Below are 13,424 nucleotides of genomic sequence, written 5' to 3' on the forward strand. Positions count from 1 at the left end.
GTTCTCCTGGCGGCGAATCCAGTGTTTCATATCGCTCGCCGTAACGTACTCACGAACGCCTGCAGTGCCGTTCTTTCAGGGGTTGTCGCCCACAGCGGGATCGGTGCGCGTTCCAGAGCTCCACAGCGAGCCGCGAGGGCAACGAGGACGTGGCTGCATGGTGCATGTCGTCGTCCAGCCTCGCAAGTTGCTGAATCGACAGGAGATCACCGTATGCCAGCGCGACGGCACCGCCACGCTCGAGCGGATCGTCGCTCTCGGGAAGACGGAAGTACTGTCTGCCGTCGTCTTTGCTGATACGCTCGAGGCGACCATCGGGGACCTCGATCTCGCGTTCGTCGACGTGCGTCGCGAGGAGGTGTGCGCCTTTCTCGAGTTCGCGGGTCTGGCGTTCGCCGACGCGATCTTTGGTCGCGTTCAGCTTCTTCTCGTGGGCGTCTACTCTGGTCTCGGTGGTAGACTGGGCGTCCTCGAGGTCTTCGATCCGGGCCTCGAGACGTGGGTTCGCTTCACGTTCGAGTTCGGCCTCGAGGCACTCGAGACGCTCGTCTTTCCGTTCGAGGCTGGACTCGAGCGTGGCGATCCGTTCGCGAAGCGATGCGAATTCGTTCGTGAGCGTCTGGATGATCGATGCGTTCGGTCCGGATGGCTCGGCATTCGTACTCATGGCTTCGGAGTCCGTAGATGGGGAGTTGAGAAGGCAATGCAGCTGCCGCGCAGCGGTCACGCGGGCGGCGTCGGCACACGGAGGGTGTGACCGGTCGGATGCGTGGACGCTACAGCGGTGACTCGAGGCGGGTCGATCTCGCCTCGATCGTCGCCTCGGGGTTGGCGGGGGTTAGGCATCGTCCGGTTGCGACCGTGGTGGGCCGCCGTCGGCGACGAGTGCTGGACGGTCGCCTGCCGTGACCGCCGGGTTCGGTGAGCGGTATGCACACCGCTGGCCGGGGTAGTACCGCTGTGCGAGAACCTTCGCGGCGTTGAAATCCGCGTGGACCCAGTCGACGTGACAGTCGGGGTTGGTACAGCGGAGCGTCTTGTCCTGCGGTCGGTCACCGATGACGCCGCAGTGGTAACACTCCTGCGAGGAGTGCGTCTCGGGCACCGTCGCGACCTCGACGGCGTACTCGGCGGCGACCGCTCGAAGCCGCAGGTGGGCCATCGCGAGGAGCCACGCCGTCCCGCGGTGGGCATCGGGATCGGTGAGCCACGCCCACAGGTCCGGCTCGTAGTGGTTGTCCTCGGTGACGAGCACTGGACGGTCGTACGCGCTCGCGTACTCGCAGAGCGCTCGTGCTGCGTCCTCGAGGGCCTCGAGCAATTCAGCGCGACGCTGTCTGACGTACGCGACGACCGTGTCGCGGTCGGCGTCGCTGGCGAGCAGTGCGGCGACTCGTTCGCGGAGGTCGTCCAGGTGAGCGCAAATCTCGTCGCCGGGGATCCTGTAGGCCCCCGTCCAGTCCGGCATCGTGGCTGAACAGGCAGTGTAGAGGTTGTACTCGCCGAGGTCGACCCCGATCGGGGTGGGGGTGGGGTTAGCCATCGCGACCACCCGGAGAGGCTTCGAAGAGGATCGCATCGTCGCCGGCGACGAGGATTTCGTCGTACTGCGTGGTGTTGCAGCGTGTCGGTGTCTCTGCGGAGAACTGGACGGATACAGGAAGTGTCTGGTCGTCTCTGGTCCGATTCGAGCGCGTTTTCTCGGTGGTGTCGTCCGCGGTTGTGTGTTGTTCGTGTTCGGCAGCCGATACGCCTGGCTCGTGAACCCTACAGTTATGGGCTCGAGGGCTGTCTTTTCGCATGGCTTCTAGATTCCCTGGAGGGGAGTCGGAAAGCCGCGTCCGACGTGCTGCAACACGTCGGGCATTTCTCGACGAATGCCCGCTGGACTGGCTTCCATGCAACTCGTCACTCTCTGGCATAAAATAATTTACTCACCATCTCTGATCTGCAATACAATATTCCTGATTTGGTAGTAGAATAGGTTGAGTTGTTTTTGCATATCGTAGGGAATATGAGCACGGTCAGAGATACTGAATACGTGGTCAGACAACCTGCAGAGTGGATGCAGCCTGTTGACGACCGAATCCTCGAAATCTTCCGCGAGCATGGAAACCTCACTCCTGCAGCGGTCGAGGAGTTCGGTGGCCCTTCCAGCAGCCACGCTAGTCGCAGGTGCAAGAAACTAACTCGCCATGGGCTTCTTGAACAGATTGTTACTGGACTCTACACAATCACTGACGACGGAGAAGCGTATCTCGACGAGGAACTCGACGCGAGCGAACTCAAGCCGCTCGAGGATACTGAGTAGAATCTTCACTCAGACCGGAATCAGCCGGTAGTGAACGCAGATTCTATATTTCGTGCATTCTGTCGTTGGTATCGTGTCGGTGTCTGCAGGAGAAATCGCCTGAGGTATCGCTATCGGTATCAAAACCACGAGTCTTGAGTATGAACACAAATTCGGATCTGTGTGTTCGTATTGGTGGAGTCAAATTCCTCGATGTACAATCCTCAGGAGAATAACGAAAATGGAACATCTGGTCTGTTGCAATTCTCAGACAGTGATGATTTTCACCAATCGTGTTAAATACAGAACGTGAATGTCGCACAAGTCTGAGTGTGATCGATGCGAAGAATTGAACACTCAGAGCAGCAGTTGGTCGTATTCGTGATGGGTTCTTACTGGTGACCACTCTGAATTCAGGAAGTAATTACAGCGTCAATTATTTTGTACCGGGATTCTATAGGCCGAATAAGACGAATGTCTGAGTCGCCACCGGCGGATAATGACCTCGGGCCGCCGGAGTATCTTCTGTATCGGGTGGCTGCAGAACGTTACGAGCAGGACGGCCGTGAGACGGGCCGGACCCGTATCCACAAACTTTGCTGTTTAGCTGATCGGCTGTTAGCGCAGGAATACGACCGGAAAGTCGGTCTGCCGAAGTACTGGTACAAGTACGGCCGTACTATCTCCGAAGCTCATCTGAACTCAGCGGTCACGTACAGGCCCAACGCGAATCACTTCGGTGGACAGGCGTACTATCCGGCCGACCAAGTCAGCGAATCCGACTTCGACCACCTGTCGGAAGACCTCAAAGACGACATCTACAACGCGGTTCAGTCCGTAGTCACTGAACACGGCGACAAAACAGCTGAGGAACTGGAAGAGTACCAGTACCAGAACTTTGCGCCTGACGACTTCGTTATCGCATATGCTGATTTGCGGTGGTACTTAAACACGGTTTCGCAAGACAAAGATCAGCATAGGCTGAGCCAATTCGTTGCCCCCGATGAGAAGACTCGCATCGAAGAACTTCTGGATGAGATGCTGGCGAACTTCGACGAGGAACGTTACTCGGAAATCCACGATATCTACCTTGATTGGGACGACACAATGCGCCTGTTGGTCGATATCGGGCGAAGCCCGAGAGAACTCCATGACTTCACAGAGACCTTCATTGAGGGGGCCGCACGAATCATTCTCCGCTTCGAGGAGTACTCGAATATTGATCCGGAAGCGCTCGAAGACTGGCGTGAAGAGAAGGAAAAAGTGCGCAGAGATCTCCAGAGCCGGGTAACACAGAAGCGGAAGGAAGCCCTCTCAGAAAGACAGTCCACCTCGGCTTTAGACAGCGTCGCTGATTCGTACAATACGGCTATCTCTGAGGAACTAGACGACCTATAGAATGACAGACAACGCCTTTCTCGATAAAGGAGTCATCCTCGGCTTTTGTTTCTTTACCGACCCTCACCACAGAGAATGTAGGAGGTACTTGTTTAGCGGTGAAACAGAGTATTTCGCTACGGAACAGGTTGAGAATATCTTCCGAAGTGCAAAGGACTCAATTATCGAGGAGCACCGGAGCGGGGTTCTCCGGAACATCCAACAGGTGAAGGTCAATTACGAGGGGGAGCTAAGTGAGAGTGATATCGAGGAGATTCAGTCGGAAATTGACCGGGATGAAAATTCGGCATGGAGGTATTTAGAGGATTTCTACGACGATAAAGCCGGAAGAGGTGTCTACGAGGTCACTGATGAATTGCGGAAGGTAATTCGTGAGATCGAACAGCGAGCAGAGGCACGACAGGAGACGCTCTACTCAACGTTCCAAGGCTGGCTGAGGATTAGTTCGCACGAATCGGTACAGGACGAATTGACTCAACTCCGGGCTCAAGACGAGGAAGATTTCTGGATTGTGATCGATGCTCACGATGTCGCCGCAAACGTGCCGGGTGAAACAGAGCTAGCGACAACGAATCCAGCAGAGTTCGCTGATGACCAGATCAAAGAGGAAGTTTTGGGAGCAACAGCCATCGATAGTATCCAATTAGTGTTTGTTTCAAAAGACTATTCGCCATCAGCACTCAGGAACAATTCCAGTGACGGCAGCATCCCGACTGACGTATCTGGAGACGATTCCTGACCACTTCAAGCACCAAGTCCGTAACGCGTCCCTCGCTGTATTTCGGTGAGGGGAGCGAGCCGAGTGCGCACGTGTAGTGAGTGTATATTCACTTATATTAGTATGAAAGAAACCTGTCTGTCGTGCTGCATGCAACCTCTATATTCAGCAGGCGACTTTTACCATATTTTGGATGAATCGATACTCACTTCGGTACTACTTGACCACTACCTCGTTTCGTGAGCTTCAAGTGGAGATTCACTATGCGGAGGTGGGGCAGGGGCGCTGTAATTTTTTGCGCTGTCGCATTGGCGACACCTACTGGCTCATCCACTCAACAGTCCACCACCTACTATAGCCACTCGCAGACACAACGTCTCGAGTGGACCCGTTCACAGATCCTACACAGTCACACCGTCGGCGAACTCCATTTCCTTCGCCGCTCGTTCGTATTCGTGGTCGCCGAACGCGAGCGCGACCCTCCCGCAAACAAGGAGTCCGTCGAACACGTAATCCGGGAGCCGAACCACAAACTGGGGTCGTCGTGACGCCACCGCCACGGACCCGAGTACAGCACCAGATTACTGACTACCCAAACACACCAGTAGCGAAGAACCCAGAATAGCAACTCTCGCACAGCATCGTCCACGAAAGACGTCACTCGAGCAGCTCCCGAAGCCGCATCACGTACGGACTGTTATCCCAGCTACGGTGAGCGCCGATCGTCGTCAACAGATCTCGAGCTGCACCACCATTCAGATGGCCGTTCCGAGCGTACTCGCAGATGAGCCGCGGCGTCGGGACGATACGTGGCCCCTGTAACACGGCGTGGATCACTGCGAAATTCGTCCCACCGAACTCGTCGGTCAGGAACCCGTCGACCTCGAGCGCGTTCGCGAGGACGATCCCATCGGTCTCACCGTCATCCAACCCGAACGTGGGCCGTGAGTCCGACGTCTCGGCCCGTTCGTAGGGATCGAGCACCGTGTAGTGCTCCCGAGCGGCGAGGACGGTCGTCGCTGCAGCGCCGTGGATATCCTGGTACTGCGTGAGATCACGGAGTTCGTCGACGACCGTCGGCGGGACGAACACCTCACACGAGGTAAGCAGATACTGGAAGGGGTCCGGTGCCGCGCCAGTATCGTACGTCGCGTCGGCACGGGGCACAGCTAGACTCACCAGTGCGCTCGTGTCAGCGACGACGGTCCGGAGTTGTGGCCCGCTCATCGCTCGGCAGCATCGTCGGGGTCGACCGCGATCGCGTCGTCACCATAGATGTCGACGTCGCTGGGTGCGTCGAGATCGAGCGGTTCGTCGTCTAAATCCGCCTTGAGCAGTCGGAGCCTTTGGGCGGTTTCAGCGCCGACCAGTTGTTTGACCGTCTCGAACTCGAGTTGGTCGTCGTAGTACTTCGTCGCGACCAGCTCCTGAAACGTGTCGCTATCGGTGGTCTCTTCGAGGTAGTCGCGAATCGCCTCGACGAGCAGATCAGTTCGATCCGTGTCGAACAGTTCGGCGACTGCATCGAGACGATCGACGAGGTACTCGGGTGACTGGAAATGCACTCGCCGAGGGTCGTCGCTTGCGCTCATGCTATGTGCACGTTCTGCACACAGGTGAATAACCGTTTCGCCGAGTGTGCATAACTTACACACCAATCAGGCCCCGACCTTGTCCTGAAGTCGCCGTACAGGAAAGGTGCGCGGAGGAGTAGGTGGTGGGAACGTTGGTACGGTTGCACCGAAAACCGGTGAGCGATCTCTCTCAGGCCTGCTCGATCGCCCGGTCGAGGTCGGCAATCACGTCGTCGACGTCTTCGATGCCGACCGAGAGGCGCACGAGGTCGTCGGTGACGCCGCTTGCGAGTTTCTCCTCTTCGGTGAGTTGCTGGTGGGTCGTGCTCGCGGGGTGGATGATCAGCGTCTTCGCGTCGCCGACGTTCGCCAGCAGGCTCGCCAGATCGACCTCGTTACAGACCGTCTCGGCGGCGTCGTATCCGCCCTCGAGTCCGAACGTAATCATGCCGCCGTACCCGCCATCGAGGTACTCGCTTGCTTCGGCGTGGGTTTCGTGGCTCTCGAGGCCGGGGTAGTTGACCCACTCGACGGCCGGGTGGTCCTCGAGGTACTCCGCGACGGCCATCGCGTTCTCGCAGTGTTTCTCCATCCGCAGGGGCAGCGACTCGAGTTTCTGGAGGGTGACCCAGGCGTCGAACGGCGACTGCTGGTTGCCAAGGTCGCGCAGGCCGCGTGTCCGTGCGGCGACGGAAAACGCCGCCTCGCCGAAGGTTTCGTAGAAATTGACGCCGTGATAGGCGGGGTTGGGTTCGGCGATCTCGGGATAGTCGCCCTCGTCCCACGGGAACGATCCGCCGTCGACGAGGACCCCGCCGACCGTCGATCCCGCGCCGTGGATCCACTTGGTCGTCGAGTTCCAGACCAGATCCGCCCCGTGCTCGAGCGGTCGGCACAGGTACGGCGTCGCGAAGGTGTTGTCGACGAACAGCGGCACGTCGTGGTCGTGGGCGATGTCGGCGATACGCTCGATGTCCGGCGTGACGAGCGCGGGGTTGCCGATCGTCTCGAGGTGGACGAACGCGGTGTCGTCGTCGATGGCCTCGGCGTAGGCCTCGTAGTCGAGCGTGTCGACGAATTTGGTCTCGATGCCGCGTTTCGCGACCGTGTGCGTGAGGTAGGTGTAGGTGCCGCCGTACAGCGACGACGAGGAGACGATGTTGTCGCCGACGTCCGCGAGGATGAACGTCGCCAGATCGAACGCGGCCATCCCGGAGGCCGTCGCGAGCGCGCCGATCCCACCCTCGAGGGTCGCGATGCGCTCCTCTAGCATCGCGTTGGTCGGGTTCATGATCCGAGAATAGATGTTTCCGGTCTCCTCTAACCCGAACAGGGCGGCCGCGTGATCCGTGTCATCGAACTCGTAGGACGTCGTCTGGTAGATCGGCGGCGCACGCGCACCCGTCGTCGGATCGGACGCCTGTCCGGCGTGGATGCTGTTCGTGGCGAACTCGTGGTCGTCTGAACTGTCTCCCATACCTACCCGTTATTCTCCACCAGTGTAAAGATGTCTGTAGAACATATTCGGGCCGGCTGATGGACCGACCACCGATCCGCGGAGCGTTCGGGGCTCGAGCCGGTCGGTCGGGGAGCAGTTCGCCGCGAAGGTCCGTCGTGGCCGTCAGCCCCGTCGCGCGAGCAACGCGGCCACGACCGCCGCGATCGCCGCGATCGTCGCTCCGGCGGTTCCGCCCGGCACCGAGTCCGTGGCGTCGGGGCCGGATTCCGGCTTCGCGTCGTCGTTTCCAGAGCCCGCGGACGGGCCGTCCGTACCGACGGTCAGCGTCCCCGTCTCGAACGCGGGTTCGACGGGGCTGCCGCCGTCCGCGTCGATCTGTGCGTCCGTGACGTGCAGCGTCGTCTCGCCGTCGTCGACGCCGGTCACGTCCACGGTCGCCAGCGTGACGTCCGCCGCGCCGGGAGTGATCTCGTCGTTGAGGTCGGCGGCCTCGACGGTTATCCGCCGGTCGTCGGCGCTCACGATGGGGTCGGTCGTCATCCCGAAGTGATCGGGATAGCTGGCGTTCGTGACGGTCCCGACGCCGTCCTCCTCGAGCGCGAGGGTGAGTTTGAACCCCGCGAGTCCGTCCGGAACGCCGGTGAGCGCGATGCGGTGTGTTCCGCTCGACTCGGGTTCGGTCGTGACGTCGGTGACGACGAGCGTGGGGTCGTCCGCCGTCTCCGCTCCGCCCACAGCACCGACGTTGGCGACACCCGCGCCGGCGGCGATCGGAGCGAACGCGACGCCGGCGACGAGTCCGACGCCGACCACCAGCAGCGCCAGCCGGCAACGCGTTCGATCCCTCCATCTCGCGTTCGGCGTCGCCGGATCGGAGTGGTGGCTGCCCATCGGCCTCACAGTTCGTCGTACAGCGCCACGACGTCGTCGTAGTCGATGCGGCCGTTGTCGTTGAAGTCGAACGCGTCCTCGTTCAACTGCACGGCGTCGTCTTCGAGGTGTTCGAACAGCACGACCACGTCGTCGTAGTCCAGGCGGCCGTTGCCGTTGACGTCCTCGAAGCGGCCGTCGTCGTCGGGGTCCGTGGGGGAGCCGACGCCGCCGCCCCCGCCGCCGACCGGCGGCGGACCGGTGACGACGACGCCGGGACGGGGCTGTGGCTCGAGTGCGGTTCCCGAATCGTCGTCCAGTGCATGGACGTCGAGCGTCAGGTCGGTCGTCCCTGCGCCGACGCCCTCGAGTTCGACGGTCGCCAGCGTGACGTCCGTCGCCCCCGACTGGATCTCGTTCTCGAGGTCCGCAAACCGGAACTCGACCGTCGAGCCGTCGTCGCTGACGACCGGATCGGCGGTGAGTTCGAGTGCGTCCGGGTAGCTGGCGTTCGTGATCGTCGCGACGTCCGTGTGTTCGACGGTGAGGCTGATGCGACCGCCCGCGAGGCCGTCGGGTATCGACGAAAGCGTCAGGTCGACCTCGCCGGTCGCTTCCTGGCTGACCGCGAGGGAGTCGACGCCGAGCGTCGCCGGCGGCTCGTAGACCCACAGCGCGTCGTTGGGGTACGAACGGCCGAAGCGACTCTTGTCCTCACAGAGGATGACGCGCCCGTCGTCCATCACCATGACGTTGTCGACGTTGATGAGCGAGACGTCCTGCAGGGACTGTGGGTCGCTCGCGTTCGGGCCGACGATGACCGGTTCGAGCGTCGAGACGTCGTAGTCGGCCTCGAGTTCGGCCCGGTAGAGGACGCCGGTATCGACTTCGTCGAACCGGAGATCGCCGCGATCGTCGGTCATCGCGCCGCCGAGCGACGAGATTCCGAAGTAGATGAAGTCGCCGGGCTCGGCCTCGTCGTGGGAGTCGATCCCCTCGGCCTTGTTGAACTCGACGCTCGCGCCGATCTCCTTTGCGGCGGCGCGGGTTTCGAGAAACGGGACCCGACGGAGCTCCTCGTCGACGCCGTCGGGGCCGCGTTCTTCGTACTGGGCGGCCCACTCGACGATCTCCTCGTCGGTGATGTAATCCTGATTGCCGTCGATCGCGACCGCCTCGTCGGCCTCGCGCAGCGCCGTCTCGAGGTCGTCCTCCCAGTCGGTCTCGGCGTGGGTCTCGAGATAGTCGACCTGCGTGATGTCGTCGTATTCGGCGATCCAGGACTCGATCTCGGCGTTGCTGGCGGTCCCCAGTTCCAGCCACTCGACGTCGAGGGTCGTCTCGGCGACCGGGCCGTCGCCGATCTCGGTCGCTTTCATCGCGTACAGCGTCCCGCGGACGTCCATCCGACTCTCGTAGTCGGGGATCGGCTCGTCGGCGACGAACTTGTAGATCCCCTTCGCGCCGCCGTCGGACGCGAGGTAGACGGTCCGCTCGTCCGGGAGGACTTCCGGACACTCCCAAGCCGCCCGGCCGAAGACGTGGTGTTTGACCGGGGTCGGCTCGTCGGCGGTCGGGTCGGTGATCTCGACGATGTGTCCGTACCGATAGCGGTTGGGAAACGCCTCGTCGTCGATCGGCCGAGGCGTGTTCTCCCCCGCGTCCTGATCGACCGGCTCCGCGCCGAGGTGGTAGGCGAGTTTCTCGTTGCCGGTGGTGGCCCACAGCCCCATGGGGTACCAGGCGTCGTCGCCGAAGATCTCCTCGAGTGCACCCTCGAGCCCCGCGATGTTGGGTCGGTTCCAGAACTCGCTGGCTCCGCGCAGGCCGACGCCGCTGCCGTCCTCGTGGATGTCGCTGACCGTCGCGGTCCCGTTGACCCGCGGATGGCTGTACTCCTCCTCGGCCGACAGCGGCGTCTCCCACGGGCTCAGGTCGCCGTAACAGTTGATCTTCGTTCCGCCAATCTCGCGGAACGCTGCGGTGTTCTCGAGCTCCATCGCGTTCTCGAGGTCGGACTCCCAGCCGTCGTCCTCGCGTCGGATCGGAGTTCGCGTGATCGCACCCGGACGGGTTTCGTTGTTGGTAAAGAGGTACCCCTCGGTTCCGTCCTCGTTCGTCGGGACGAAGAAGTTCATGTCGGCGACGCCGCCGACGCCGGCGTAGCTTTCGTCGACGACGTCGGCGACGTCCTCGCCGTCGGGGGTCTGTGGGTGGCCCCACCGCTCGGTCCCGCCGTTTATCGGATCGCCTTCCTGAGCGAGGAACGTGTAGTCGCCGGCGGCAGAGAGCACCTTCCCCTGTTCGCTCTCGGTCCGTGGCGGTTCCAGATCCTCGAACTCGTCGGTTTTGCCGTTGAAGGTGAACTGAAAGCCCTCGAAGACGCCGACGCCGCCGCGGTCGAACGGCTCGGGATTGTCAGGACTGGGCGACTGAAGGCTGTAGAGCAGTTCTCCGGTCTCGAAGACGAACGGTCCCGTCACTTCCGCCCCCCTGGCCGTCGTCGAGAACCGTTTGACCTGCCCGTTTACGTACGGCGCGGTCAGCGTATCGTGCTCGTCCGGCCGCTCGCGCGCACTCGCCATGCCGATCGTTCCCGCGCCGATCGCCGTCGCGATCGACGATGCCATCAGCGTCCGCCTCGTAAATTCTACCATACAGGCGGAAAATACAGAGTCGGTAAATGACGGTTTATAATACCGGTACTGGCACTAGTATAGCTAGCAGACGGCTATATAGCGCTCGGTAGTGCGGTCCGGTTCGATCTTCGGCGGTCCGACTCGAACGGCGGCGCGTCGTTGCCGGCGTGTCGCGTCGGCCAGCGGTGCTCTCGAGGCGGTTGTAGCGGTCACTCGAGACCGCGGGCGGCCGCTTCGGTTCGGATCTCCGCGGCGCGGTCGCGGACCCACGAACAGTACCGTTCGATATCGGTCGGTGTCGCGCCGTAAAACGATGCGACCCAGTTGACGTCCGCCCATGGACGCGTGACCAGATACGCGGCGAGGGTGTCTTTGCCGCCCTGAACGACTTCCGGCGGAATCCCGCGTTCACCGGTGCCCTCCTCGACGAACCCGTTGACGTCGAAGTAGACGTCGGCGTACAGGCGGGCGTCGTCCGGGTCATCGAACGTCTCCGGCGTGTGATCCGGGGCCTCGAAGCGGTAGCGATCGCCATCGATTTCGACGATGCGGACGTCCAGAACGTAGTCCTCGACAAGCGATTCGTCGCAGTCGGCGTCGGCCCGGATCATCGATTCACCCTCATCGGTCTGAAATCTTTCCACTACTATATTGAATATTGATATGTATGCTATAGCTATCTCCGGAGCGATCCATACTGCTATCTACCCATATCGACCCGTCTCCGGGACGACCGACGTCGCATCGGCGAGGATAAAACGCGTCCGGACTCAGGAAAGAAGATTATTATATCACCTGTAATAATTATGGCTTCGTATGGGGAATACAACAGCCGTTACCTTCGGATCGAATCGAACGTGGGTGGCCCTCGTCGTCCTGTTTGCGGCGACTGCCGCCCTCGCAGTACCCGCGGCGGCTACGACGACCGACCTCGAGCGAACCGCCGCGGCAGACGCCGACGAGGCCGGCCCGACGGTCCAGACCGCGTGGGCCGATAGGCTCAACGAGACCGCCTTCGTTGCCGGTGCGAACCTCTCCGACCTCGGCGACGCCAACGAGGCGAGCGTCCGGATCGAGTACCGGGAGAACGGGACGGACGACGAGTGGACGACGGCGGACGTCGAACGGGTCAACTCGACGGAGACGGTCATCCTCGAGGTATCCGGCCTCGAGAAAGCGACGGCCTACGAGTACCGCGCCGTCGCCGAAACGACGTTCGGAACCGACGCCGGCGACGCCGAACTGTACATCACGCCGTACGACCCGCCGACGGTGACGACTGGAACGGCGGTCGACGTCTCCGAGACCGACGCGACGCTGACGGCGAACGTGAGCGACCTCGCCGAGCGCCCGTCGATGGACGTGTGGTTCTCGTACGCGCCGGCCGACAGCGACGAGTTCCGATGGAACTGGAACGAGACGGAAACACAAACCATCGACTCGCCCGCCGTCGTGCGCCAGCCCGTGACGGATCTCGAACCCGGCACGGAGTACGAGTTCTACGTGAGCGTTCGCGACGCACGCGGTCACGAACAGTACTACTCCGGTGACATCGAAGGGTTCGCGACGGCGTCGCCGATCGCCGTCGAGACGGGGCCCGAAACGGCCGTCTCGGCGACCAGCGCCACGGTGACCGGCGACGTCGTCGAGTTCGGCGACGGCGCGACGACGTGGTTCGAGTACGGCCCGGCCGGAACCGACGAACGCGTCGAAACCGATCCGATCGCGCCGAACTCGGCCGGAACCGTCGAGACGACGCTCGGTGATCTCGAGCCGGGAACGACCTACGAGTTCCGACTCGTCGGCGAGGCGGCCGACGGCGAGACCGACGCCGGATCGTACCGCACGCTCGAGACGGCCGTCGATCCCGTCGTCGAGACGGGGTCCGCGACGACCGTCGACGAGGAGTCCGCGACGGTGACCGCCGCGCTGACCGACCTCGGCGGTGCCGACGCGGCGACCGTAAGCGTCGAGTACCGAGCCGCTGGTGCCGACGAGTGGAGCGAAACCGGCGCACAGCGCCTGACCGAACCCGGCACGCTCGAGGCGACGCTGCCGGCGCTCGAACCCGACACGGCCTACGAGTACCGGGCCGTCGTCGACGCCGGTGTCGTCACCGAAACGGGCGCGGTCGAAACGTTGACCACCGACCGTGCAACGCACGACCCGACCGTCGAGACCCTCTCCGGGAGCGACGACAGCCCGCCGAACCCACACGCCGAACTGACCGCCGACTGGCGCGTCGCCGACGCGGACGGCGACCTCTCGTCGGTGACGGTCACGATCGAGTCGAGTAACGGACGGACCGTCGCCGAAAGCGACCAGCGCGTCGACGGAACGACCGCCAGCGGGTCGCTCGAGGAAAGCGTGAAACACGGGGCCGGCGATGCCTACACCGTCACGCTCGAGGTCGTAGACGACGCCGGAGCCACCGTCACCGAGACGACGACGATCGACGCGTAACTGATCCCGTCCG

General features: G+C 62.1%; 11 protein-coding genes and 1 pseudogene. 4 read left to right on the forward strand and 8 right to left on the reverse strand.

The features are described from left to right. Window positions 1-3 precede the first annotated feature (3 nt). Together TX80_RS07035 and TX80_RS07040 are read right to left on the reverse strand one after the other, a co-directional pair. Window positions 4-667: pseudogene (locus TX80_RS07035) on the reverse strand (hypothetical protein); the annotation flags it as partial. A gap of 171 nt (window positions 668-838) precedes the next feature. Further along, entirely contained in the window at window positions 839-1,543 is a 705-nt protein-coding gene (locus tag TX80_RS07040; RefSeq protein WP_230198685.1) for a zinc ribbon domain-containing protein, read from the reverse strand. Window positions 1,544-2,014: 471 nt separating this feature from the next. On the opposite strand from TX80_RS07040, the gene TX80_RS07045 reads away from it, so the two are divergent. The 3 genes from TX80_RS07045 to TX80_RS07055 all read left to right on the forward strand — a co-directional run bounded on the left by TX80_RS07045 (window position 2,015) and on the right by TX80_RS07055 (window position 4,427). Beyond that, window positions 2,015-2,311, forward strand: a complete 297-nt coding sequence (locus TX80_RS07045; protein WP_049922413.1) for a MarR family transcriptional regulator — start codon at window positions 2,015-2,017, stop codon at window positions 2,309-2,311. A gap of 453 nt (window positions 2,312-2,764) precedes the next feature. Beyond that, window positions 2,765-3,688 (forward strand): hypothetical protein, encoded by a 924-nt coding sequence (locus TX80_RS07050; RefSeq protein WP_049922414.1) that lies wholly within the window; start codon window positions 2,765-2,767, stop codon window positions 3,686-3,688. A 1-nt stretch (window position 3,689) separates the two neighbouring features. After that, window positions 3,690-4,427, forward strand: a complete 738-nt coding sequence (locus TX80_RS07055) for a hypothetical protein (protein ID WP_049922415.1) — start codon at window positions 3,690-3,692, stop codon at window positions 4,425-4,427. Window positions 4,428-5,063: 636 nt separating this feature from the next. On the opposite strand, the gene TX80_RS07060 is transcribed toward TX80_RS07055, so the two are convergent. The 6 genes from TX80_RS07060 to TX80_RS07085 all read right to left on the reverse strand — a co-directional run bounded on the left by TX80_RS07060 (window position 5,064) and on the right by TX80_RS07085 (window position 11,559). After that, entirely contained in the window at window positions 5,064-5,633 is a 570-nt protein-coding gene (locus TX80_RS07060) for a hypothetical protein (RefSeq protein ID WP_049922416.1), read from the reverse strand. Further along, entirely contained in the window at window positions 5,630-5,998 is a 369-nt protein-coding gene (locus tag TX80_RS07065) for a hypothetical protein (protein ID WP_049922417.1), read from the reverse strand. The genes TX80_RS07060 and TX80_RS07065 overlap by 4 nt, the downstream gene beginning before the upstream one ends. A 172-nt stretch (window positions 5,999-6,170) precedes the next feature. Further along, the gene (locus TX80_RS07070) at window positions 6,171-7,457 is read right to left on the reverse strand and encodes an O-acetylhomoserine aminocarboxypropyltransferase/cysteine synthase family protein (protein ID WP_049922418.1); all 1,287 of its coding nucleotides are present in this window, start codon (window positions 7,455-7,457) and stop codon (window positions 6,171-6,173) included. Window positions 7,458-7,601: 144 nt separating this feature from the next. Beyond that, window positions 7,602-8,330, reverse strand: a complete 729-nt coding sequence (locus tag TX80_RS07075; protein ID WP_049922419.1) for a hypothetical protein — start codon at window positions 8,328-8,330, stop codon at window positions 7,602-7,604. 5 nt (window positions 8,331-8,335) lie between these two features. Next, window positions 8,336-10,966, reverse strand: coding sequence for an alkaline phosphatase PhoX (locus TX80_RS07080; protein ID WP_049922420.1), 2,631 nt, complete (start codon window positions 10,964-10,966; stop codon window positions 8,336-8,338). Between the two features lie 191 nt (window positions 10,967-11,157). Further along, complete coding sequence (locus TX80_RS07085; RefSeq protein WP_049922421.1) at window positions 11,158-11,559, reverse strand: hypothetical protein; 402 nt, start codon at window positions 11,557-11,559, stop codon at window positions 11,158-11,160. Between the two features lie 205 nt (window positions 11,560-11,764). On the opposite strand from TX80_RS07085, the gene TX80_RS07090 reads away from it, so the two are divergent. After that, entirely contained in the window at window positions 11,765-13,411 is a 1,647-nt protein-coding gene (locus TX80_RS07090) for a fibronectin type III domain-containing protein (protein WP_049922422.1), read from the forward strand. The last annotated feature ends 13 nt before the right edge of the window (window positions 13,412-13,424 follow it).

Origin of the sequence: Halopiger djelfimassiliensis (genome assembly GCF_000455365.1) — an archaeon.
Classification (GTDB): Archaea; Halobacteriota; Halobacteria; order Halobacteriales; family Natrialbaceae; genus Halopiger_B; species Halopiger_B djelfimassiliensis.